This is a genomic window from Pseudomonas sp. UBA4617 (assembly GCF_002386445.1).
GTDB lineage: Bacteria > Pseudomonadota > Gammaproteobacteria > Pseudomonadales > Pseudomonadaceae > Aquipseudomonas.
In genome coordinates, this window is sequence record NZ_DGIR01000035.1 from 84685 (window position 1) to 107320 (window position 22636).

The window sequence follows — 22636 nt, forward strand, 5'->3', positions numbered from 1 at the left end:
CATGGGTAGCGGATTCATTGCGTGGTGCGCTGGTTTTCCAGGTTTTCCAGCTCGGCCCGGTACTGGTGTGCTTCGTGTTCATTGTGGAACATGCCCACCAGCTGGCCTTGTTGGTGCACATCCCAGATCCGCACGCCAGCGGCCAGGCCTTCGTGGGACATTTTCGATTCGTCGCGTTCGGTTACTTGGACTGTCATCGTTAAACTCCACTTCTTGAGTTGGCTGCGACACTCTGTCGCACACCCTCTTTATAGAGTTTGTTAGCAGGCTAAGTAAATAAAACAGCCATGAAACAAGTTTCATGAAATGGGATACGTGTTGCCTGTACCGGCCCACGGTCTACCAGGCAAAAAAAGCCCCGCACAAGGCAGGGCTTCGGGTGCTGCGGGCAGCGCGGATCAGTTACCCTTCACCGGTTTGCCGTCGACCGTGCCATCCTGCAGCACGATCACGTACTCCTTGCCGTCGGTCTCGACCTGACGCAGTTGCACCAGCAGGTAGTCCCAGTTCTTGGCAAACCACAGCTCGGTGATGCGCTTGCTCTGGCTTGGGTCGCGTACACGCTCGACCTTCACCGCATCCACCTGGCCGGTCTTGGTGGTGACCTTTTCGGTACCCAGCACGCGGAAGTCGTAGGTGTCGATCTCGTCACCGTCGACCACCTGGTAGGTCATGCTCTTCTTGCCGGCGGCCACGTCATGCTGCAGGGCCAGCTGGTAGGACGACTTGTCGAGCACGCCACGGTTCAGCGGCAGGTTGATGGCATCGCCACGATCGCTGCCGGTGACCTTCTTGGCGTTCCAGTCGAAGTTCAGGTCGACCTTCTTGGCCTTGCCCAGGCCGCCGCGCTCGAAGTGATACTGCTGCGGCAGCAGGGTATCGTTGTCCATGCGCAGGGTGCTTTGCTCGGTCAGGCTGGCAATCATCATGGAAGCCTTGAAGTTAAGGTCCCAGGTACCGTTGGCATTCTTGACCAGGCTGCGCTCGGCGGTGCCGCTCATGGGCAGCTGTTTCCAGTCGGCGGTGTAGCTGGCCGAGAAAGGCTTCAGATCAGCTGCCTGGAGGGGCAGGGCGAGCACGGCGAGAGCCAAGAGCAGGGCGCGACGCATAAATTCTCCTAGGATCGAATCAGGTGACCGCTGGCCGCCAGGGGTTGGCCATCCAGTAATGCGCCCTGTTCGCCGAGGCGCAAGCGCCCCTCAGCGTACCAGCGCACTGCCAGCGGGTAGATCAGGTGTTCCTGACGGTGAACCCGCTGGGCCAGGCTTTCGACGGTGTCGTCAGACGCCACCGGCACTACAGCCTGTACGACCAATGGGCCGCCATCGAGTTCCTCTGTCACGAAGTGTACGCTGCAGCCATGCTCGGCGTCGCCTGCCTCCAATGCCCGCCGGTGGGTATGCAGGCCCTTGTACTTGGGCAGCAGCGACGGATGGATGTTGAGCAGGCGGCCCTGGTAGTGGCGTACGAATTGGCCACTGAGGATGCGCATGAAGCCGGCCAGTACCACCAGGTCCGGAGCAAAATCGTCGATGCGCGCCATCAGCGCGGCATCGAAGGCTTCACGGCTGTCGAACTGGGTGTGCTCGAGTACCACGCTGTCGATGCCGGCCGCCGCGGCGCGTTGCAAGCCGTAGGCGTCAGCGCGGTTGGAAACCACCGCACGGATACACACCGGGCTGTCGGCGCCTTGGCAGCTGTCGATCAGGGCTTGCAGGTTGCTGCCGGAGCCCGACAGCAGTACCACTACATTGCAGGTCTTGCTTGGCATCAGTGTGCCTTGAGGTTCTGCAGCTCGACCTGGGCAGCGCCCTCGGCGGCTTCGGCGATGTGGCCGATCACCCATGGCTGCTCACCGGCGGCGCGCAGTTCGTTCAGGGCGGCTTCTACCTGGTCCTGGGCCACGCAGATGACCATGCCGACACCGCAGTTCAGCACGCGGTGCATTTCATGCTCGTCGACGTTGCCCTTTTCCTGCAGGAAGTCGAACACCGCCGGGCGCTGCCAGCTGGCCACGTCGATCACCGCCTGGGCGTTGGCCGGCAGTACGCGAGGAATGTTGTCCAGCAGGCCGCCACCGGTGATGTGGGCCATGGCCTTGACCGCGCCGGTGTTCTTGATCAGTTGCAGCAGCGGCTTGACGTAGATGCGGGTCGGCGCCATCAGCAGGTCAGCCAGCGGCTTGCCGTCCAGCTGGGTGTTCTCGATGTCGGTGGCCGACACTTCGAGGATCTTGCGGATCAGCGAATAGCCGTTGGAGTGCGGGCCCGAGGAGGGCAGGGCGATCAGCGCGTCGCCAGTGGCGACCTTGGAACCGTCAATGATCTCGGCCTTTTCCACGACGCCGACGCAGAAACCGGCCAGGTCATAGTCTTCGCCTTCGTACATGCCCGGCATCTCGGCGGTTTCACCACCGACCAGCGAGCAGCCGGCCAGCTCGCAACCGGCGCCGATGCCGGTGACCACGGTGGCCGCCACATCGACGTTGAGCTTGCCGGTGGCGTAGTAGTCGAGGAAGAACAGCGGCTCGGCGCCGCACACCACCAGGTCGTTGACGCACATGGCGACCAGGTCCTGGCCGATGCTGTCGTGCTTGTTCAGGTTCAGTGCAAGGCGCAGCTTGGTGCCGACGCCGTCGGTGCCGGACACCAGCACCGGTTGCTTGTAGCCGGCCGGGATCTCGCAGAGGGCGCCGAAGCCGCCCAGGCCACCCATGACTTCAGGGCGTGCGGTGCGTTTTGCCACGCCCTTGATGCGTTCGACCAGTGCTTCGCCGGCGTCGATGTCTACACCGGCGTCCTTGTAGCTCAGGGAGGGTTGCTTGCTCATTGATCCAGGCCTTTAGGAGGGAGGGATTCTAAAAAACGACCATGACGGCCAAGGCCGGCTGGTAAGCGGCGGCTGCCTGAAACGTCAGTGGTCTGTGAAGGCGCGCGATTTTATCAGGGTTGCCGTGCAGCGGCCATCCTCAGGCCGACGGGCAGGGCGGTAATTGTTGAAAAAAGCCTTGGGGTGGTTGATGCGGTTGCATGTGTATAAGCTGCAAGCAACGAGCTGCAAGCTGCTTCGCAAGGCAGTCTGGCGCTCGGCCTGCTTTTTCTTGCCGCTTGAAGCTTACGGCTTGAAGCTCGACTGGACAGGAATCCTCCATGCGTTTGTTCAATATTCTGGCAGCCGGTTGCCTGGCCCTGATCTCCGCCACCGTCCAGGCTGAAAATGTCTCCGGCCTTTACCAGGTGCGCGAAGCGGTGTCCGGGCCGGGCGCCGAAGCCCGCGCCGCGGCTACCGCCAAAGCGCTCGACACCCTGGTGCTGCGTCTGACCGGCGACCCCAAGGCGGCGCAGAACCCGGCGTTGGCCGAGCTGCGCAAGGACCCACAGCAAATCATCAACCAGGTGGGCAGCGAGGCCGGGCCACCCGAGTCGGTGCTGGTCGAATTCGACCCCGGCAGTACCGAGCGGGCCCTGCGCAAGGCCGGCCTGGCCTTGTGGGGCAGCAACCGCCCGTCGATCCTCGGTTGGTGGCTGAACGACAGCGCCGAAGGCAGCAGCCTGGTCGGCGATGGCCAGGCCAGCGCCCAACCGCTGCGCCGCGCAGCCCAGCACCGTGGCCTGCCGCTGCGCCTGCCGCTGGCCGACCTGCAGGAGCAACTGGTGGCCAACCCCGGGCAGATCGAAAGCAGCAACCCGGCGCCGCTGCGTGAAGCCTCCGAACGCTACGGTGCCGATGCGCTGCTGGCGGTGCACGCCCGCGAAGCCGACGGCAAGTGGCAAGGCAAGTGGCAGCTGTGGCTGGGTGACCAGCGTGAGCAAGGCACTGCCGAGGGGGCCGACCCGGCAGCCTTGGCGGACGCCGTGATGCAGGCGGTCAGCGTCCGTCTGGCGCCGCGCTACGTCACGCGCCCCGGCGCCAGCAGCCAGTTGCAGGTGCAAGTGCAGGGCATGAACCTGCAGCGCTACGCCGAGCTGGCCCGCGTGCTCGAACCTTACGGCCCGCGCCTGCAAATGGTCGAGGGCAGCACCCTGACCTATGCGCTGACCGCCAGCCGTGAACAGCTGCGGGCCCAGCTTGGTCTGGCCAGGCTGCAGGAAGTACCGGCCGAGCAGGCGTCGGCGTTGCCGGCCCCGCCAGTTGCGGCAGGGGCGCCGGGCGTGCCACCGTTCACGCCGGCCCAGCCTGCGGCCACGCCGTTCAACGGCCTGCGTTTTCGCTGGTAAGGGGAGGCACACAGCATGACCGACGTACGTCGTTGGATCTGGCTGGGCGTTGCCTTGCTGGTCGCTGTGCTGCTTTATAGCCTGCACAACATCCTCACCCCGTTTCTGGTCGGCATTCTGCTGGCTTACCTGGCCGACCCGCTGGTCGATCGCCTCGAGCGCCTGGGGCTGTCGCGCACCTGGGGCGTGATCGCGGTGTTCGGCTTGTTCACCCTGCTGCTGCTGGCCCTGCTGCTGGTGCTGGTGCCACTGCTGGCCAAGCAGCTGTTGCGTCTCTACGAGCTGGCGCCACAGATGCTCGACTGGCTTGAACACATGGCGTTGCCCTGGGTGCAGAGCCGCCTGGGTCTGGCTGACGGCTTCTGGAAATTCGACCGGATCAAGGCCGCCATCGGCAGCCACATGAGCCAGACCACCGACCTGGTCGGCATGCTGCTGTCGCATGCCACCGCCTCGGGCCTGGCGCTGATGGCCTGGTTGGCCAACATGGTGCTGATCCCGGTGGTGGGCTTCTATCTGCTGCGTGACTGGGACCTGATGATGGCCAAGCTGCGCAGCCTGCTGCCGCGCCAGCGCGAGGCGCAAGCGATGGGCCTGGCCGGGGAGTGCCATGAAGTGCTGGGTGCTTTCGTCCGCGGGCAGTTGATGGTGATGGTGGCCCTGGGCGTCATCTATTCGGCCGGGCTGATGCTGGTGGGGCTGGAGCTGGGGCTGCTGATCGGCATGCTCGCGGGGCTGGCGGCCATCGTGCCGTACATGGGGTTTGTCATCGGTATCGGCGCGGCCCTGGTGGCTGGCCTGTTCCAGTTCGGTGGCGACTTGTACCCGATGCTGGGCATCGTCGCGGTGTTCATGGTTGGCCAGGCGCTGGAAGGCATGGTACTGACGCCTTTGCTGGTGGGAGACCGCATAGGCCTGCACCCGGTGGCGGTGATCTTCGCCATCCTGGCCGGCGGTGAGCTGTTCGGCTTTACCGGTGTGTTGCTGGCGCTGCCGGTGGCGGCGGTGATCATGGTATTGCTGCGGCATGTGCACGACCTGTACAAGGAATCGGACATGTATGCCGGGGGCGTCGACCCGGAGCTGTGATGCCAGGCCGCGCCACGGCGCGCGGAACCTGTTTGGGACGCAACTCCTTGATTTTACTTGTGCTATCCGCTGCCGTGATTGTGCGCCCCGCGCTGCGGGTATAGACTTTGCAGATTGTTCACCAAAGGCCCCCCTGCGGTCCTGCGACCGCCCGCGAGCATGAAACCACCGATCCAGTTGCCCCTGGGTGTGCGCCTGCGCGATGACGCCACCTTCATCAACTACTATCCGGGCGCCAATGCTGCGGCGTTGGGCTACGTCGAGCGGCTATGCGAAGCCGACGCCGGCTGGACCGAAAGCCTTATCTATCTATGGGGCAAGCAGGGTGTTGGCCGTAGCCACTTGCTGCAGGCGGCCACCCACCGCTTCCAGCAACGCGGCGAGCCTGCCGTGTACCTGCCGCTGGCGCAATTGCTCGACCGTGGCGTCGAGCTGCTCGATTACCTGGCCCAGTACGAGCTGGTGTGCATCGACGATCTGCACGTGATCGCTGGCAAGGCCGACTGGGAAGAGGCCATGTTCCACCTGTTCAACCGCCTGCGTGACAGCGGCCGGCGGCTGCTGCTGGCGGCCTCTGCGTCGCCGCGCGAACTGCCGGTCAAGCTGCCGGACCTGAAATCGCGGCTGACCCTGGCCCTGGTGTTCCAGATGCGTGGCCTGTCCGACGAAGACAAGCTGCGCGCTCTGCAATTGCGTGCTTCGCGCCGTGGCCTGCACCTGACCGACGAAGTCGGCCATTTCATCCTTACCCGCGGTGCACGCAGCATGAGTGCCCTGTTCGACCTGCTCGAACGCCTCGACCAGGCCTCGTTGCAGGCACAGCGCAAGCTCACCATCCCGTTCCTAAAGGAAACCCTCGGCTGGTAAGTGCCGAAAACGCTGGGCCAGAGCGGCAAAACAAAAAAGTCACATCTTTTTCGATAAAATTTGCAAATGGCCATGATAGAGGGCATAGTTTCACCCTTCTAAAGGATTACAGACACGGTCGTGCCCATGCTCAAGCGCTTCGCACCCCTCGTGCCACTCGCACTCGTGACCCTGCTTTTTGGCTGCGCGGCCCATGGCCCGGCTTCTCATTCCGAGCAGCAGCCCCAGGATCACAGCCCGATCGCCGCAGAATCGGCGTTCAAGGCCAAAGCCTCGTCCTCGTCGGTGTTCGGCGAGCCGCAAGAGCTGGCCACCGAAGATGACCTGGAGGCCTTCTCCAGCAGCAAGCCTTACCAGTTGCCAGCCTTGGCTGACAGCATTCTCGAGCGTGGCATGTCGCTGATCGGCACCCGCTACCGTTTCGGCGGCACCTCGGAGAAGTCCGGTTTCGACTGCAGTGGTTTCATCGGCTACCTGTTCCGCGAAGAAGCGGGCGTGACCCTGCCGCGTTCGACGCGTGAAATGATCAACGTCGATGCCCCGAAAGTGGCCCGCAACAAGCTCAAGCCTGGCGACCTGCTGTTCTTCAGCACCAACGGCCGCGGCCGCGTCAGCCACGCTGGCATCTACCTGGGTGACAACCAGTTCATCCACTCCAGCAGCCGCCGCAGCGGTGGCGTGCGCATCGACAGCCTCGGCGACAGCTACTGGAGCAAGACCTTCATCGAAGCCAAGCGGGCCTTGGCCATGGCGCCGACCAATATCGCGCGCAACTGATAGCAGAATGATGTACCTTGCCACGGCGGCGATGCTTTGAAAAAAGCTCGCCGCCGTGCGCATTTATAGAAAGCGTCTAATCTAAATTCTCAACTCTTTTCGGCTGCGGCCCCGCGACCTCAGACAGGATGTTCTGGCCATGGTAAGACTGGCGCGCTTCGCATTGATTTCCCTGGCAGCCTTGCTGGCTGCATGCTCCAGCCGCGCGCCAGCGCCGGCCCCTGTGGTACAGCCGCAGGTCACCTACAGCCAGCCCAGCCCGTCGCCGATTGCCGATGACGTGTTGATGCGCGCCATCGGGTTGGTGGGCACGCCTTATCGCTGGGGGGGCAATACCCCGGATTCCGGCTTCGACTGCAGTGGCTTGATCAAGTATGTGTACCGGGATGCGGCTGGTATCAGCTTGCCCCGTTCGACTCGGGAGATGATTGTGATGCGGGCGCCGACAGTGGATGTCGGGTCGCTGCAGTCCGGTGACCTGGTGTTCTTTGCCACTGGTGGCGGTTCGCAAGTCAGCCATGCCGGTATCTATGTCGGGGAGGGTCGTTTCGTGCATGCACCATCCACGGGCGGCACGGTACGCCTGGACTACCTGTCCAACAGTTACTGGGCCAAGGCCTACCTGCAGGCCAAGCGGGTGATCCCCGCCGGGCATCTGGCGCAGAATCCCTGACTGTTCCCGCACGCTCCACGGTTTGACCTGTCTGGCCTCAGGGGCTATGCCGCTACCACCCGACAGTGGCAGCACAGGTCAGCATCGCTACAGGATCAAGTAAACCTGGAGTGATGATGAGTACTGTTTTGCAAAGAGTCGAACGTGGCCTGGATGCGGCTGACGCAGCCCATCCACTGGTGCAACTGGTGGACGAAGTCATCCGTGACTATCCCGATCCCTCCGCACTGGCCGCCGAGAAGGCTGCTGGCATACTGCTCAGGCGCACCGGCAGGGCGATGGACCCGCGTTTCGTGTGGTGGCATCAGTTCGAGGGTACCAGCGTCAGCAGCCCACGCAGTTTCACTGGCTGGCAGCATGCCGGGCCGCCAAGCAAATCGTTGCGGCTGCCGGAACTGGTCATCGAGCGTTTCGACTCTGGCTTCCAGGAAGCCAGTGACGAGTTGAACACCTACGGCGGTTTCTACCGGCAGGGCGCGCATGCCCCAACGTTCGACGAACGTAACGAAGTGCCGATGCTGCCTAGCGATGTGCATGACGACTTGTGGGCGCTGGACTTTGCCGCCTTCTATCGCCAGCGCATCACGGCGTTTTGGGAGAAGCATGGCCGGCATTTTCGGACTTTGGCCAAGGTCAATCTGCTGGGGCAGGCCGCCAGTGCATTGCGTGTCGGGCGCATCGGCGGGCTGGACCATTCGCGATTGCGGGCCATGGTGGCCGATGACCTGCCAGTCGATGGCTTGCCCACCCCGGCCATGCTGGCACGTGACAGCCGCCGCAGCCCCCTGCAGGTTTGCCGCTACGCGTTGCATCAGGATGACCGCGGCTGCCTTTACAGCCTGCACGCCGAGGACGGCCGGGTAATCCTGTACCTGCCATGGGCCGAGGAAGCGCTGAGAGCATTTGAGTCGGCACAAGCCATGGCGCAGTGGCTGCGGGCTGAACTCCAGGTATCGCAACGCTTGCAACTGTTCATCGACGCCAGCCGGATACACGATCCAGATAGCAACAGGACCGCCGCCGCGCACCTGCGCGCCATAGCCGATAGCCAAACGGAACAGGCGGCGCTCACGCTGCTCGACGTTATCAAACGGCCGCTCAATCAGGAATTCTTCGCTTACCTGGCGAGCCTGGCGTCTGCCGAGATGCAGCAACAGGCGACATTGATGGTCGGCAATGCCGAGTTGCGCAAGGCCCTGTGGCAAGGTTACCTGGCTGCCTTCCTGAAGGTTTTTGGCAGTTTTGCGCCATTGGGGCGTCCCTTGCTGTGGATCATGCTGGGAGTGACAGTCGGCAAGCTTGCGCTGGAAGTGGATGCGGCGGTGTACGAGCCGGACGCGCAGACGCGCAAGGCTGAGTTGCGAGCGGCCATGATCGACACCCTGCTGGCTGCCTTGGGCCTGGCCGACCTTGGTTTCCAGACCAGCTTCGATTCGCTCACCTATGAGGTGCCCGAGCATGAATCAGGGGCATCGCTCGCGGATTGGCAAGTGCAGGGGTCGGCAACGCTGCCGGTAGAAGGGCTGGAAAGCAATGGCCTGCTGTCCGGAGACGTGGGCGAGGCGGGGCGCCTGCAAGGCGTGCTGGTGCAAAGCAATGGCAGTTGCTGGATCTCGCTGAACGGTCTGTCTTACCGCGTACGCTATAGCCACGACCTGGGCTGCTGGTTGATTGTGCCGGCTGACAACCCTTACGCATTTGGCCCCCTGCATCCCGTGCGGCTGAACGCGAATGGCGAATGGGAGTTGCTGGTCCCACCGCGGTTGACAGGGGGCAACCCGCCTCCGATCGAGGGGGTGGCAGATGTCAATTCTGCATTCTGGGATACTTATACGCGCCTTGATGGGCTGCGCAGCAAGCGGCTGGCGGCAAACGCCTTGAGGCGGCAGAAGGCGTTGCTGGAGTCGTGGCCGATTCCTGCCCTCGAGCCGGAGCGTGTCCCCGACCTGGATGAACATGGCCTGGACTGTGTCATGGTCAACGGCGCGCCCGAGTATTCCTATCGCCACGGCCGGCAATACTTCAACTCGCTGATCGAGTACTACACCAGCGACGAGTCGCAAGTGAACGATGTGTTTCGCCATGGGCAATACCGTTATGGCGATGAGGACAGCTACATCGCCAACCTGGCCGACTCGCTGCAGCGGCTGCCGGAAAGCAATGCGGTGACATTGTATCGTGGTGGCCATGCCACGCGTGGTACCGGAGCCGGGCTATACCGTAGCGGCCAGTTGCGGGTCGGGGATGCGCTGATCACCACCGATCTCACTGCATTTACCGAAAACCCTTATATAGGTGTCGAATTTGCCACCCGTACTGCCAGCCAGCAGGCTGCGAGCGTGGCGAGAACATTCGACGACAGTTCGGTGATCTTTCAGCTCCCTGCCGGTCGCTATGGTGGCGGTACGCCGATCAGCCCGTTTTCCCTGTACTGGGATGAAGCTGAAACGCTGTTCCTGCCGGGCCAGTATTTTCGCGTCGACAAGCTTGAGCAGGTGTATGGTGCCGACTATCACTTCATCCTGGTAACGCTCAGCCGTACGACCAGGCCCGCATCGGGCGTGGTCCACGACCTGCGAACCGGCGAAGCATTCGATGCCCAGCGGTATCGCGAGCGCTTCAGGACACCGGCGCTGGCACAGCGGTTCTTCCCCGTGTTTTAGCGCAAGGCCTCGTTCGGCAGCAAAGGCGCCCGCTTCGATTGACGCTCCCGGTGCAACCCTCTAACCTTCGCGCGTGTTTCAGGTGTCCTGCCAGCGCTGTCTGGGCAGGGTGAAACTGGGAAGCCGGTGGGCGCCAGCAAGGTGCGATTCCGGCGCTGCCCCCGCAACGGTAGGTGAGACGCGGCCGCGCAGGGCCACTGGGTGCCAGCGCCCGGGAAGGCGCGCAGGTTTGGGCGAACGCCCGCTCACAAGCCCGGAGACCGGCCTGATACTGCCAACGGCATCACGGAGGGTGATGCGCGGTGCACCGTGGCTCGCGGCCATGGCCTCTGCGCGTTCTCCGTCTGCCCGCCTATTACCTGTCGTCGCGCGTTGCCGTGGCGCCAGCCAGCGGAGAACCTGATGAGCGAGTCCACCGAACGCGACGAACGTCACTTGGCGCGCATGCAGCGCAAGAAAGCGATCATCGACGAACGCATCGCAAATTCCCCCAACGAATGCGGCCTGCTGCTGGTGCTGACCGGCAATGGCAAGGGCAAGAGCAGCTCGGCCTTTGGCATGCTCGCGCGCGCCCTGGGGCATGGCATGCAGTGCGGTGTGGTGCAGTTCATCAAGGGCCGCAACAGCACCGGCGAAGAGCTGTTCTTCCGTCGCTTTCCGGAGCAGGTGCGCTACCACGTGATGGGCGAGGGCTTTACCTGGGAAACCCAGGACCGCCAGCGCGACATTGCCGCCGCACAAGCGGCCTGGGCCGTGTCGCGCCAGTTGCTGCAGGACCCGGGCGTCCAGTTCGTGGTGCTGGATGAGCTGAACATCGCCCTCAAGCATGGCTACCTCGACCTTGACCAGGTGCTGTCCGACATCCAGGCGCGCCCACCGATGCAGCATGTGATCGTCACGGGCCGCGCCGCCAAACCTGAAATGATCGAGCTGGCCGACACCGTGACCGAGATGGGCATGCTCAAGCATGCGTTCCAGGCCGGTATCCGTGCACAGAAGGGCGTCGAACTGTGAGCCAGCCCCGTCATTGCCCCGCCGTATTGATCGCGGCACCGGCCTCCGGCCAAGGCAAGACCACCGTTACCGCCGCCCTGGCCCGCCTGCACCGCAACCGCGGGCGCAAGGTGCGGGTGTTCAAGTGCGGGCCTGACTTTCTCGACCCGATGATCCTCGAACGGGCCAGTGGTGCGCCGGTGTACCAGCTCGACCTGTGGATGATCGGCGTCGAGGAAAGCCGCCGTTTGCTCTGGGACGCTGCCGGCGAGGCCGACCTGATCCTGATCGAAGGGGTAATGGGGTTGTTCGACGGTACCCCGTCCAGCGCCGACCTGGCCCGCCATTTCGGTGTACCGGTACTGGCGGTGATCGACGGCACGGCCATGGCGCAGACCTTCGGTGCCCTGGCCCTGGGCCTGGCGCGCTACCAGCCCGACCTGCCGTTCGCCGGCGTGCTGGCCAACCGGGTGGGCAGCCTGCGCCATGCTCAACTGCTGGAAGGTAGCCTGAGCGAAGGGCTGCGCTGGTATGGTGGTTTGTCCCGCGAGCGCGGCATCGAGCTGCCCAGCCGTCACCTGGGGCTGGTGCAGGCCAGCGAACTGAACGACCTGGATGCACGCCTGGACGCCGCCGCCGAGGCACTCGGTGCGAGCTGCGACGCCGCCTTGCCACCGCCGGTGGCGTTTGCCGAGCCTGTACCACAACCCCGCGCCACGCCGCTGGCCGGTGTGCGTATCGGCGTGGCACGGGACGAGGCGTTCGCCTTCATCTATGGTGCCAATCTTGACCTGTTGCGCACGCTTGGCGCGCACCTGGAGTTCTTCTCGCCATTGCATGACCGCGCATTGCCAGCGGTGGATAGCCTGTACCTGCCCGGTGGCTATCCTGAGCTGCACCACCACGCCCTCGCCGCCAATGCGCCGATGAACGAAGCGATCCGGGCTCATCACGCCCAGGGCAAGCCCTTGCTGGCCGAGTGCGGCGGCATGCTGTACCTGCTCGATGCCTTGACCGACGTAGCCGGCGCGCGGGCCGAGCTGCTCGGCCTGCTGCCAGGCGAGGCGACCCTGCAAAAGCGCCTGGCAGCCTTGGCGTTGCAGGTCGTGGAGCTGCCGGAGGGCACCTTGCGTGGGCACACCTATCACCACTCGTTGACCACTACCGCGCTGGAGCCGATTGCCCGTGGCCTGAGCCCCAACGGTGGGCGTGGCAACGAAGCGGTGTACCGCCTGGGGCGGCTGACGGCTTCCTACGTGCATTTCTACTTTCCCTCCAATCCGGATGCGGTGGTGGCGCTGTTGCGACCATGAGCAAACACGCCTACAGCGATGCCGAGCGCGCCGCGATCTACCGCGCCATCGGCGAGCGCCGGGACATGCGCCATTTCGCCGCTGGCGAGGTGGCTCCGGAGCTGCTCGGCCGCCTGCTGGCTGCTGCGCACCAGGCGCCCAGCGTCGGCCTGATGCAACCCTGGCGATTCATTCGTATCAGCCGGCCTGACCTGCGCGCGCAGATCCAGGCGCTGGTGGAAGCCGAACGGGTGCGCACTGCCGAGGCCCTGGGCGAACGCTCCGACGCCTTCATGAAGCTGAAGGTGGAAGGTATCAACGACTGCGCCGAATTGCTGGTGGCCGCGCTGATGGACAACCGCGAACCCCATATCTTTGGCCGCCGCACGCTGCCGGAAATGGACCTGGCCTCGCTGGCCTGCGCTATTCAGAACCTGTGGCTGGCGGCCCGTTGCGAAGGGCTGGGCCTGGGCTGGGTGTCGCTGTTCGACCCGCAGGCCTTGGCCACGCTGCTGGGCATGCCGGCTGGAGCCAAGCCGGTCGCGATACTGTGCCTGGGCCCGGTCACCGAGTTCTACCCGGCACCAATGCTGGTGCTGGAAAACTGGGCTGAGGAACGGCCCTTGAGCGAAATGCTGTTCGAGAACCAATGGGGAGAGCGCCAATGAGCGTGGCCTTGCTGACCGTGGCCGGGGTGGCGCTGGATGCCCTGCTGGGTGAACCGCAGCGGCGCCACCCGCTGGTGGCTTTTGGCAACCTGGCCGGCAACCTCGAGCGCCGCCTGAATGCCGGTGGGCGCGGCTGGCGCAGCCACGGTGTGAGCGCGTGGTTCCTGGCGGTGGTTCCGTTGACCCTGGTGGCCCTGATCCTGTCCTGGTTGCCGTACATCGGCTGGCTGGTCGACGTGCTGGCGCTGTACTGCGCCGTCGGCCTGCGCAGCCTGGGCGAGCACGTGTTGCCCGTCGCCAATGCCTTGCGCCAGGGCGATCTGGAAGAGGCGCGGCGCCGCGTGGGTTTCCTGGTCAGCCGCGAAACCCGCGAGCTGGACGAGCCCGCCGTGGCCCGGGCGGCCACCGAGTCGGTGCTGGAAAATGGTAGTGATGCAGTGTTCGCCGCACTGTTCTGGTTCGTCGTGGCCGGCGCGCCGGGCGTGGTGCTGTATCGCCTGAGCAACACGCTCGACGCCATGTGGGGCTATCGCAACGAACGCTTCGAACGCTTCGGCTGGTGCGCGGCACGTGTCGACGACGTGCTCAACTATCTCCCCGCCAGGCTGGTAGCGCTGACCTATGCGCTGCTTGGCAAGACCCGCCTGGCCCTGGCCTGCTGGCGCCAGCAAGGCCCGCTGTGGGACAGCCCCAACGCCGGTCCGGTGATGGCCGCTGGTGCGGGCGCGCTGGGGGTGGAACTGGGGGGCGCGGCGGTGTACCACGGTGAGCTGCATGAGCGACCGCGCCTGGGGCAAGGGCCAATGGCCGATGCCGAGGCCATCGAGCGTGGCTGGGGGCTGGTGCAGCGCGGTGTGTGGCTGTGGTTGCTGGTGATCTGCCTGGGGGCTTACATCAATGCTTGAACATGGTGGCCGCCTGCTGCGTGCGGTCCGGCAATACGGTATCGCCCGGGAACAGTGGCTGGACCTGTCCAGCGGCATTGCGCCGTGGTCTTTTCCGATCCCGCCGATTCCGCTGGAGGCCTGGGCTCGCCTGCCGGAAACCGAGGACGGCCTGGAGCAGGCTGCGCGCGCCTATTATGGCGCCCGCCAATTGCTGCCGGTAGCCGGTTCGCAGGCCGCGATCCAGGCCCTGCCGTTGCTCCGTACAGCGTGTCGTGTGGGCGTGCTCGCACCGTGCTATGCCGAGCACCCGTACGCCTGGCAGCGGGCTGGGCACCAACTGCTGGAGCTGGACGAAGCCAAGGTCGAGGCGACGCTGGACAGCCTCGACGTGCTGGTGCTGGTCAACCCGAACAACCCGACCGGCTGCCGGGTGCCGCCTGAACGCCTGCTGCAGTGGCACGCGCGCCTGGCCGCCCGCGGTGGCTGGCTGCTGGTCGACGAAGCGTTCATGGACAACACCCCGGCCGACAGCGTAGTCGGCGATGCCGAGCGCCCGGGCCTTATCGTGTTGCGCTCGTTCGGCAAGTTCTTCGGCCTGGCCGGCGTGCGCCTGGGCTTCGTCGCCGCCGAACGCAGCCTGCTGCTGCGCCTGGCCGAGTTGCTCGGCCCTTGGACTGTCAACGGCCCGACCCGGGTACTGGCCCAGGCCAGCCTTGCCGACCATGCCAGCCAACGCATGCAGGTTGAACGCTGCGCCGCCGCCAGCCAGCGGCTGGCCGTGCTGCTGGAGCGCGCCGGCCTGGCGCCCAGCGGCGGTTGCGAGCTGTTCCAGTACGTGCGCTGCGAGCGCGCATCGCAACTGCACGATTTTCTCGCCCGCCGTGGCATCCTGGTACGCCTGTTCGAGCAGCCATCGGCGCTACGCCTGGGGCTGCCTGCCTGTGAAGCAGATGAACTGCGCCTGGCCCAGGCCCTGGCGGCCTATCAGAAGGAAATGGCATGACCACCCTCATGGTGCAAGGCACCACCTCCGACGCAGGCAAGAGCACGCTGGTGACTGCGCTGTGCCGCTGGCTGTTGCGCCAGGGTGTCGGCGTGGTGCCATTCAAGCCGCAGAACATGGCCCTGAACAGCGCGGTGACCGCAGATGGCGGGGAAATCGGCCGGGCTCAGGCAGTACAGGCCCAGGCCTGCCGGCTGCAACCGCACACCGACATGAACCCGGTGCTGCTCAAGCCCAACAGTGATACCGGCGCCCAGGTGATCATTCATGGTCGCGCCGTCACCAGCATGAACGCGGTGGCCTATCACGACTACAAGGCCGTCGCCATGCAGGCGGTGCTGGCTTCGCACCAGCGCCTGAGCGCTGCCTGGCCGGTGGTCATGGTCGAGGGCGCGGGTTCGCCGGCGGAAATCAACCTGCGAGCCGGCGACATTGCCAACATGGGCTTTGCCGAAGCGGTGGACTGCCCGGTGATCCTGGTCGCCGACATCAACCGCGGCGGCGTGTTTGCCCACCTGGTGGGCACGCTGGAGTTGCTGTCGCCCAGCGAGCAGGCGCGGGTCAAGGGCTTCGTCATCAACCGCTTCCGTGGCGACATTGCCTTGCTGCAGCCAGGGCTGGACTGGCTGGAACAGCGCACCGGCAAACCGGTGCTGGGTGTGCTGCCCTATGTCAGCGATCTGCACCTGGAAGCCGAGGACGGCATCGATGCACGCCAGGGAGCCAAGGCCGGGCGCGTGCTCAAGGTAATCGTCCCGGTGCTGCCACGCATCAGCAACCACACCGACTTCGACCCGCTGCGCCTGCACCCGCAGGTGGACCTGCAGTTCATCGGCCCGGGCCAGGCGATCCCGGCTGCCGACCTGATCATCCTGCCGGGCTCGAAAAGCGTGCGCGGCGACCTGGCGCAGCTACGCGAACGCGGCTGGGACAAGGCCATCGCACGGCACCTGCGCTATGGAGGCAAGCTGATCGGAATCTGCGGCGGCCTGCAGATGCTTGGCCGCGAAGTGCATGACCCACTCGGTCTCGAAGGTGCTGCCGGCTCGAGCCCCGGGCTTGGCCTGTTCGATTACGCCACGGTGCTCGAAGCCGACAAGCAGCTGCGCAACATTGCCGGCACGCTGACGCTTGAAGCCGTCCCGGTTGCCGGTTATGAAATTCACGCCGGCGTCACCAGTGGGCCGGCACTGGAGCAGCCTGCCGTGCAGTTGGCCGATGGCCGTTGCGATGGTGCCGTCAGTACCGATGGCCAGGTGCTTGCCACCTACCTGCACGGCCTGTTCGAAAGTAGCCAGTCGTGCGCTGCGCTGCTGCGCTGGGCTGGCTTGGAGGACGTGCAGAGCATCGATTACCAGGCCCTGCGCGAACGCGACATCGAACGCCTGGCCGACCTGGTGGAAAAGCACCTGGACACTGCGCGCCTGCGCCAGCTTTGTGGGGTCGCCTGACATGCTCAACCTGATCCTCGGCGGTGCCCGCTCTGGCAAGAGTCGCCTGGCCGAACAGCTGGCCAGCGCCAGTGGCCTGCCGGTGACCTACATCGCCACCAGCCAGCCGCTGGACGGTGAAATGAATGCCCGCGTGCGATTGCATCGTCAGCGCCGCCCCGCAGACTGGGGCCTGATCGAAGAGCCCCTGGCCCTGGCTGCCGTGCTGCGCGCTGAAGCGGCCGAAGGGCGCTGCCTGCTGGTGGATTGCCTGACCCTGTGGCTGACCAACCTGCTGATGCTCGAAGACGACCAGCGCCTGGCCGAGGAGCGTGATGCGCTGCTGGCCTGCCTGGAGCAGTTGCCGGGTACAGTCATCCTGGTCAGTAACGAGACCGGCCTGGGCGTCGTGCCCATGGGCGAGCTGACCCGGCGCTATGTCGACCTGGCCGGCTGGTTGCACCAGGCCGTCGCCGAACGCTGCCAGCGCGTGGTGCTGACGGTGGCTGGCCTGCCTTTAATGCTCAAAGGACCTGCACTATGACTCAAGCCTGGTGGCGTGACGCCTGCCAACCCCTCGACAACGCCGCCATGGAGCAGGCCCGCGCCCGTCAGCAGCAGTTGACCAAACCCGCCGGTTCACTCGGCCAGCTGGAAAGCCTGGCCATCCAGCTGGCTGGCCTGCAGGGGCGTGAAAAGCCAAACCTGGATCAGCTTGCCATCAGCCTGTTTGCCGGCGACCACGGCGTAGTCGAAGAGGGCATCTCGGCCTACCCGCAAGCGGTGACCGGACAGATGCTGCGCAACTTCGTCGGCGGCGGCGCGGCAATCAGCGTGCTGGCGCGCCAGCTTCAGGCCAGCCTGGAAGTGGTCGACCTGGGTACCATCGACCCGCATCTGCAGCTGCCTGGCGTGCGCCATCTGTGCCTGGGCGCCGGCACGGCCAACTTCGCCCGCCAGCCAGCGATGACGGATGACCAGTTGCAGGCCGCACTGCAAGCCGGCCGCGACAGCGCCCTGCGCGCTGCCGACCAGGGCGCACAGCTGTTTATTGGCGGCGAGATGGGTATTGGCAACACCACCGCCGCCGCAGCCCTGGCCAGCGTGCTGCTGGGCTGCCCGGCCATCGAGCTGAGCGGTCCGGGCACCGGCCTGGATGACGCCGGTGTGCGGCACAAGGCCGAGGTCATCGAGCGGGCGCTGCGCCTGCATCGCCTGCGCGCCGAAGCGCCATTGCAGGCGCTGGGTTGTGTAGGCGGCTTCGAGATCGCCGCGTTGGCGGGGGCCTACCTGGGCTGCGCGCAGGCGGGTATCGCGGTGCTGGTGGACGGTTTCATCTGCAGCGTTGCCGCGCTGCTGGCGGTGCGCCTGAACCCGCAGTGCCGGGCCTGGCTGCTGTTCGCCCACCAGGGCGCGGAGCCTGGGCACAAGACGGTGCTGGCGGCCTTGCAGGCCGAACCGTTGCTGGCTTTGGGCCTGCGCCTGGGCGAGGGCAGTGGTGCGGCTCTGGCGGTGCCGTTGTTGCGCCTGGCCTGTGCCCTGCACGGGCAGATGGCGACCTTTGCCGAAGCAGCAGTGGCGGACCGCCCGGCATGATCCTCGACCTGCTGCGCCATGGTGAAACAGTGCACGGCGGCTTGCGTGGGAGCCTCGATGATGCCCTGACCGACAAAGGCTGGGCGCAGATGCGCGATGCCGTGGCCGAAGCCGGCCCGTGGCAGGTGCTGGTCAGTTCGCCGCTGCAGCGGTGTGCACGTTTTGCCGATGAACTGGGTGCACGCCTGAACTTGCCGGTGCAGCTTGAGCCGGCCCTGCAGGAGCTGCATTTCGGTGATTGGGAAGGCCGCAGCGCGGCGCAGATCATGGAACACCAGGCGGATGCACTGGGGCGCTTCTGGGCAGACCCGTACGGGTTTACCCCGCCCAATGGCGAGCCGGTGGCGGCGTTTGCCGAGCGTGTATTGGCGGCTGTCGAGCGGCTCAGCCTCGAGCATGCCGGCAAGCGTGTGTTGCTGATCACCCATGGCGGCGTGATGCGGCTGTTGCTGGCCCGTGCCCGTGGCTTGCCAAAGGCCCAGTTGCTGCAGGTAGAGGTCGGCCACGCTGCATTGATGCGGCTGGTGCCGGGTGATAACGGCCACTGGATCGAAGGGCGCTGAAATGTTGCCGTTCTGGATTGCCTTGCAATTTCTCAGCAGCTTGCCGGTGCGCCTGCCGGGCATGCCCGCAGCAGCCGACATGGGGCGCTCGCTGCTGTGCTATCCGCTGGTGGGGTTGCTGTTCGGTCTGTTGCTGTGGCTGGTCAGCCATTGGCTGCAGGGGGCCCCGGCGCCACTACATGCAGCGTTGCTGCTGGCGTTGTGGGTGCTGCTCAGCGGTGCCTTGCACCTCGATGGGCTGGCGGACAGTGCCGACGCCTGGCTGGGCGGTTTCGGCGACCGCGAACGCACCCTGCAGATCATGAAAGATCCGCGTAGCGGGCCGATTGCCGTGGTCACCCTGATTCTGGTGCTGTTGCTGAAGTTCTGTGCCCTGTGGGTGCTGATTGAGCAGGGTACCGGGGCGCAGTTGCTGCTGGCACCGCTGATCGGGCGGGCGGCGATGCTCGGGCTGTTCCTGAGTACACCCTACGTGCGCCCAGGCGGTCTGGGACAGGCGCTGGCCGAGCATCTGCCCCGCGCTGCGGCCGGTTGGGTGCTGTTGGCTTGTGCACTGTTCTGTCTGGCCCTGGGTGGGTGGATCGTGGTGCTGGCGCTGGCCGTTTTCGGCGGGTTGCGGCAACTGATGTGGCGGCGCCTCGGTGGAACCACCGGCGATACCGCAGGGGCACTGCTGGAGCTGCTCGAACTGGCCGTAGTGCTGGGATTGGCGTTGGGCCTGTAATTTGCGCGTAAGGCGTTTCTGTAGGCCCTTTCTGGTCTGAATGTGGCGGTAACCTCCCGAAAAAGCTTGGCAGACGCCGCTATCGTTCGCAGGCGTATGCTCGGCCTTGCGCAAACGTGCGAGGAGGGGTCGCATGCGTCACGTCATACTTGGGATAGTATTGTTGGTCGTCGGGCCTGTTGTTACCGCGGCGGATCTCATTGCGTTCTGGAACACCCCGCGCCACGGTGGCAACAGCTTCAACCGGCTACCCCCTGGCCAAGCTTACTTCGATGCCTTGCGCGGCTATGGCGCGACCTGGGTGCGGCTGTCCTACGACAAGTGGCAACCGGCAAGGCGTGACTTCCTGCTTGGCGATGCCGATGCCTATCAAGGCCTGCCGGCTGCTGACCTGGCCACGCTGCGCGCCACGCTCGACCGTGCCCATCTGGCCGGGCTCAAGGTGGTCATCGCACCACTCTCGCTACCCGGCATGCGCTGGTCGCAAAACAACCAGGGCCGGTTCGACGACCGCCTCTGGCAGGACAAGCGCTACTGGCTGCAGGCTGCCGCCTTCTGGCGTGACTTGGCCCGCGAGTTGAAGAGCCATCCCGCCATCGCGGCGTACAACCTGGTCAACGAACCCGCTCCAGAGAAGTACGGTGGCCTGGCCGAGCATGCCGACGCCGGGCAAATGCAGCAGTGGTATACGCGGGCGCAGGGTAGCGCGCGTGATTTGCCGGCACTGTATCAACAACTGATAGCGGCCATTCGTGAGGAAGACGCCGAGACGCCGGTCATGCTCGATGCCGGTTGGTTTGCTGCCGCCGACGCCTTTGCCTACTGGCCAGCTCCCTTGGGCGACCGGCGGCTGCTGTACAGCGTGCACATGTACGAGCCATACGCAGTCACCAGTGCGCTGAACATGACGCGCAAGCGCCCCTTGGCTTACCCCGGCCCGGCACCGTTCGCAGCAAACCCAACAGTGGGACGGCCAGCGGGTGGCACGCTACCTGCGCCAACCGCTCGACTGGGCCGAAACCATGAAGGTGCCGCGTGAGCGCCTGGTGGTGGCTGAGTTTGGCTGCATGCGTAGGTTGCCCGGGTGCCGGCAATACCTGGAAGACGTGCTCGGCGTGCTGGAGCGCAATCGCTTGCACTGGGCGTTCTACAGTTTTCGGGAAGACAACTGGGATGGCATGGACTACGAACTGGGCTCAACCAAGGTGCCATGGCGCTACTGGCAGGCGATCGAACAGGGCGCACCGGACCCGCTGCCGCGCAAGGCCACTGCGGAATTCGAACCGATCCGCAAGCGCTTGAAGCCGGATTGAGTTCGCCGGTAGACCACGAAATATCTTGCAACGCCCAGTATGCGGGTATATACACGTATCCATGCTGACCAGTGAATGTATTTGTACCCATCTGCGTCGCGCCGCCCGTGGGGTGAGCCGGCATTACGACGAGGCCCTCGCCGGCTTCGGAGTGAATGTTGCGCAGTTTTCCCTGTTGCGCCACCTGCAACGGCTCGACCGTCCCAGTATCACCACCTTGGCCGAGGCCATGGGCCTGGAGCGCAGTACCTTGGGCCGCAACCTGCGAGTGCTGGAGGCCGAAGGGCTGGTAGCCCTGGCTGATGGCGATGACCAGCGCAACCGCGTTGTGTTGTTGACCGATGCCGCTACGCAACTGCTACAGGCTGCCCATCCGGCCTGGGAACGAGCCCAGGCCGGACTGGTGGAGCGCTTGGGAGCGGGGCAGCGGGATGAACTGGTGCGGCTGCTGGGCCTGCTGGCTTGAACTGATGCGACCATAAGCGGGTATATACCCGTAAAACCTTGCGATGTGCTGGAGATAACGACAATGACTTCGGTGTGGCGAACCAGCGGGTGGGTGTTGTTGGGGGCGGCGTTGATCCTGGCGCTGTCCTTGGGTGTGCGGCATGGCTTCGGCCTGTTCCTGGCGCCGATGAGCGCCGACTTCGGTTGGGGGCGTGAGGTGTTCGCCTTTGCCATCGCCCTGCAGAACCTGATCTGGGGCTTGGCACAGCCCTTTGCCGGTGCGCTGGCCGACCGCCTCGGCGCGGCGCGGGTGGTGATCATCGGTGGCATCCTCTACGCCGCGGGCCTGATCCTGATGGGCATGGCCGACTCGGCCTGGTCGCTGTCGCTGAGTGCCGGCCTGCTGATCGGCATCGGCCTGTCCGGCACTTCGTTCTCGGTCATCCTCGGTGTCGTCGGGCGCGCCGTGCCGGCAGACAAGCGCAGCTTGGCCATGGGTATTGCCAGTGCCGCCGGCTCGTTCGGCCAGTTCGCCATGCTGCCGGGTACCCTTGGCCTGATCCAGTGGCTGGGCTGGTCTTTGGCGCTGCTGGTGCTGGGCCTGCTGGTTGCACTGATCGTGCCCTTCGTCGGCTTGCTGCGTGACCGCCCGTTGCCCAGCCATGGCACGGAACAGACCCTGGGCCAGGCCTTGCACGAAGCCTGTTCGCATACCGGCTTCTGGTTGCTGGCCCTGGGCTTTTTCGTCTGCGGTTTCCAGGTGGTGTTCATCGGTGTGCACCTGCCGGCCTACCTGGTAGACCAACATCTGCCCGCGAGCACCGGGACCACGGTGCTGGCGCTGGTCGGCCTGTTCAACATCGTCGGTACTTTCACCGCAGGCTGGCTCGGCGGGCGCATGTCCAAACCGCGTCTGCTGACCGGGCTGTACCTGCTGCGTGCGGTGGTCATCGTGCTGTTCCTGTGGGCGCCGGTGAGCGCGTTCAGTGCCTATCTGTTCGGCATCGCCATGGGCTTGTTGTGGCTTTCCACGGTGCCGCTTACCAACGGTACCGTGGCCACGCTTTTCGGTGTGCGCAACCTGTCCATGCTTGGCGGTATCGTTTTCTTGTTCCACCAGCTGGGTGCGTTTCTCGGGGGCTGGCTGGGCGGGGTGGTGTATGACCGCACCGGCAGCTACGACCTGGTCTGGCAGGTTTCCATCCTGCTCAGCCTGCTGGCCGCCGCCCTCAGCTGGCCCGTGCGCGAGCGCCCGGTCGCACGCCTCCAGGCCCAGGCCGCATGAACCGCTACCTGGCCCGTGGGCTGTTGGCCGTTGCCGCGTTGTTGCTGCTGGCGTTGGTCTGGTGGGGCTGGCACGAGGGCGGGATGGCGTTGATGCAACTGGGCATGAGTGTTTGTTAGGCGCTACCCTGCAAGCTCAAGGATTGGTTT

At 65.1% G+C, this 22636-nt stretch carries 23 protein-coding genes, 1 pseudogene and 1 riboswitch; of the genes and pseudogenes, 20 read left to right on the top strand and 4 right to left on the bottom strand.

Translation table 11 applies throughout. The features are described from left to right. Positions 1-14: 14 nt before the first annotated feature. The 4 genes from B4L76_RS15570 to purM all read right to left on the bottom strand — a co-directional run bounded on the left by B4L76_RS15570 (position 15) and on the right by purM (position 2829). Positions 15-197: a hypothetical protein gene (locus tag B4L76_RS15570; protein ID WP_170028714.1), complete on the bottom strand. Its 183-nt coding sequence runs from the start codon at positions 195-197 to the stop codon at positions 15-17. 201 nt (positions 198-398) lie between these two features. After that, the gene (locus B4L76_RS15575; RefSeq protein ID WP_170028715.1) at positions 399-1109 is read right to left on the bottom strand and encodes a DUF3108 domain-containing protein; all 711 of its coding nucleotides are present in this window, start codon (positions 1107-1109) and stop codon (positions 399-401) included. A gap of 8 nt (positions 1110-1117) precedes the next feature. Then, the gene (purN, locus tag B4L76_RS15580) at positions 1118-1771 is read right to left on the bottom strand and encodes a phosphoribosylglycinamide formyltransferase (RefSeq protein ID WP_296233713.1); all 654 of its coding nucleotides are present in this window, start codon (positions 1769-1771) and stop codon (positions 1118-1120) included. Next, positions 1771-2829 (bottom strand): phosphoribosylformylglycinamidine cyclo-ligase, encoded by a 1059-nt coding sequence (gene purM, locus B4L76_RS15585; RefSeq protein WP_186689768.1) that lies wholly within the window; start codon positions 2827-2829, stop codon positions 1771-1773. The genes purN and purM overlap by 1 nt, the downstream gene beginning before the upstream one ends. A gap of 320 nt (positions 2830-3149) precedes the next feature. On the opposite strand from purM, the gene B4L76_RS15590 reads away from it, so the two are divergent. The 20 genes and pseudogenes from B4L76_RS15590 to B4L76_RS15685 all read left to right on the top strand — a co-directional run bounded on the left by B4L76_RS15590 (position 3150) and on the right by B4L76_RS15685 (position 22606). Further along, positions 3150-4217, top strand: coding sequence for a DUF2066 domain-containing protein (locus B4L76_RS15590; protein ID WP_296233716.1), 1068 nt, complete (start codon positions 3150-3152; stop codon positions 4215-4217). Between the two features lie 15 nt (positions 4218-4232). Beyond that, the gene (locus tag B4L76_RS15595) at positions 4233-5306 is read left to right on the top strand and encodes an AI-2E family transporter (protein ID WP_296233717.1); all 1074 of its coding nucleotides are present in this window, start codon (positions 4233-4235) and stop codon (positions 5304-5306) included. A gap of 159 nt (positions 5307-5465) precedes the next feature. Further along, positions 5466-6173: a DnaA regulatory inactivator Hda gene (gene hda, locus B4L76_RS15600; RefSeq protein ID WP_296233718.1), complete on the top strand. Its 708-nt coding sequence runs from the start codon at positions 5466-5468 to the stop codon at positions 6171-6173. A 126-nt stretch (positions 6174-6299) separates the two neighbouring features. Then, a complete protein-coding gene (locus B4L76_RS15605) occupies positions 6300-6950 on the top strand; it encodes a C40 family peptidase (protein ID WP_296233719.1) in 651 nt (216 codons plus the stop codon). Between the two features lie 139 nt (positions 6951-7089). Further along, a complete protein-coding gene (locus tag B4L76_RS15610) occupies positions 7090-7623 on the top strand; it encodes a C40 family peptidase (RefSeq protein WP_296233720.1) in 534 nt (177 codons plus the stop codon). A gap of 128 nt (positions 7624-7751) precedes the next feature. Beyond that, a complete protein-coding gene (locus B4L76_RS15615) occupies positions 7752-10286 on the top strand; it encodes a dermonecrotic toxin domain-containing protein (protein ID WP_296233722.1) in 2535 nt (844 codons plus the stop codon). Between the two features lie 63 nt (positions 10287-10349). Beyond that, a riboswitch (cobalamin riboswitch) is annotated at positions 10350-10569 on the top strand. 119 nt (positions 10570-10688) lie between these two features. Further along, positions 10689-11300: a cob(I)yrinic acid a,c-diamide adenosyltransferase gene (cobO, locus tag B4L76_RS15620; RefSeq protein WP_296233724.1), complete on the top strand. Its 612-nt coding sequence runs from the start codon at positions 10689-10691 to the stop codon at positions 11298-11300. Continuing rightward, positions 11297-12592 carry a cobyrinate a,c-diamide synthase gene (locus B4L76_RS15625; RefSeq protein ID WP_296233725.1) on the top strand — a complete coding sequence of 432 codons (1296 nt, stop codon included), beginning with the start codon at positions 11297-11299 and terminating at the stop codon, positions 12590-12592. The genes cobO and B4L76_RS15625 overlap by 4 nt, the downstream gene beginning before the upstream one ends. After that, a complete protein-coding gene (bluB, locus tag B4L76_RS15630; RefSeq protein ID WP_296233726.1) occupies positions 12589-13239 on the top strand; it encodes a 5,6-dimethylbenzimidazole synthase in 651 nt (216 codons plus the stop codon). Before B4L76_RS15625 ends, bluB begins: the two co-directional genes overlap by 4 nt. Next, positions 13236-14144, top strand: coding sequence for an adenosylcobinamide-phosphate synthase CbiB (gene cbiB / locus B4L76_RS15635; protein ID WP_296233727.1), 909 nt, complete (start codon positions 13236-13238; stop codon positions 14142-14144). The genes bluB and cbiB overlap by 4 nt, the downstream gene beginning before the upstream one ends. Next, the gene (gene cobD / locus B4L76_RS15640; RefSeq protein WP_296233728.1) at positions 14137-15129 is read left to right on the top strand and encodes a threonine-phosphate decarboxylase CobD; all 993 of its coding nucleotides are present in this window, start codon (positions 14137-14139) and stop codon (positions 15127-15129) included. Before cbiB ends, cobD begins: the two co-directional genes overlap by 8 nt. Further along, positions 15126-16580, top strand: a complete 1455-nt coding sequence (locus B4L76_RS15645) for a cobyric acid synthase (protein ID WP_296233729.1) — start codon at positions 15126-15128, stop codon at positions 16578-16580. The genes cobD and B4L76_RS15645 overlap by 4 nt, the downstream gene beginning before the upstream one ends. A 1-nt stretch (position 16581) precedes the next feature. Beyond that, positions 16582-17103, top strand: coding sequence for a bifunctional adenosylcobinamide kinase/adenosylcobinamide-phosphate guanylyltransferase (cobU, locus tag B4L76_RS15650; RefSeq protein ID WP_296233731.1), 522 nt, complete (start codon positions 16582-16584; stop codon positions 17101-17103). Then, entirely contained in the window at positions 17100-18155 is a 1056-nt protein-coding gene (gene cobT, locus B4L76_RS15655; RefSeq protein WP_296233732.1) for a nicotinate-nucleotide--dimethylbenzimidazole phosphoribosyltransferase, read from the top strand. Before cobU ends, cobT begins: the two co-directional genes overlap by 4 nt. Further along, positions 18152-18718 carry an alpha-ribazole phosphatase family protein gene (gene cobC / locus B4L76_RS15660; RefSeq protein ID WP_296233733.1) on the top strand — a complete coding sequence of 189 codons (567 nt, stop codon included), beginning with the start codon at positions 18152-18154 and terminating at the stop codon, positions 18716-18718. The genes cobT and cobC overlap by 4 nt, the downstream gene beginning before the upstream one ends. Before the next feature lies 1 nt (position 18719). Continuing rightward, positions 18720-19442 (top strand): adenosylcobinamide-GDP ribazoletransferase, encoded by a 723-nt coding sequence (locus B4L76_RS15665; RefSeq protein ID WP_296233734.1) that lies wholly within the window; start codon positions 18720-18722, stop codon positions 19440-19442. Positions 19443-19641: 199 nt separating this feature from the next. Beyond that, positions 19642-20755: pseudogene (locus tag B4L76_RS15670) on the top strand (glycoside hydrolase family 5 protein). A gap of 61 nt (positions 20756-20816) precedes the next feature. Then, positions 20817-21221, top strand: a complete 405-nt coding sequence (locus tag B4L76_RS15675) for a MarR family winged helix-turn-helix transcriptional regulator (protein WP_296233735.1) — start codon at positions 20817-20819, stop codon at positions 21219-21221. Positions 21222-21284: 63 nt separating this feature from the next. Continuing rightward, positions 21285-22487: an MFS transporter gene (locus B4L76_RS15680; protein WP_414707202.1), complete on the top strand. Its 1203-nt coding sequence runs from the start codon at positions 21285-21287 to the stop codon at positions 22485-22487. After that, complete coding sequence (locus B4L76_RS15685) at positions 22484-22606, top strand: hypothetical protein (protein ID WP_296233736.1); 123 nt, start codon at positions 22484-22486, stop codon at positions 22604-22606. The genes B4L76_RS15680 and B4L76_RS15685 overlap by 4 nt, the downstream gene beginning before the upstream one ends. Positions 22607-22636: the final 30 nt, after the last annotated feature.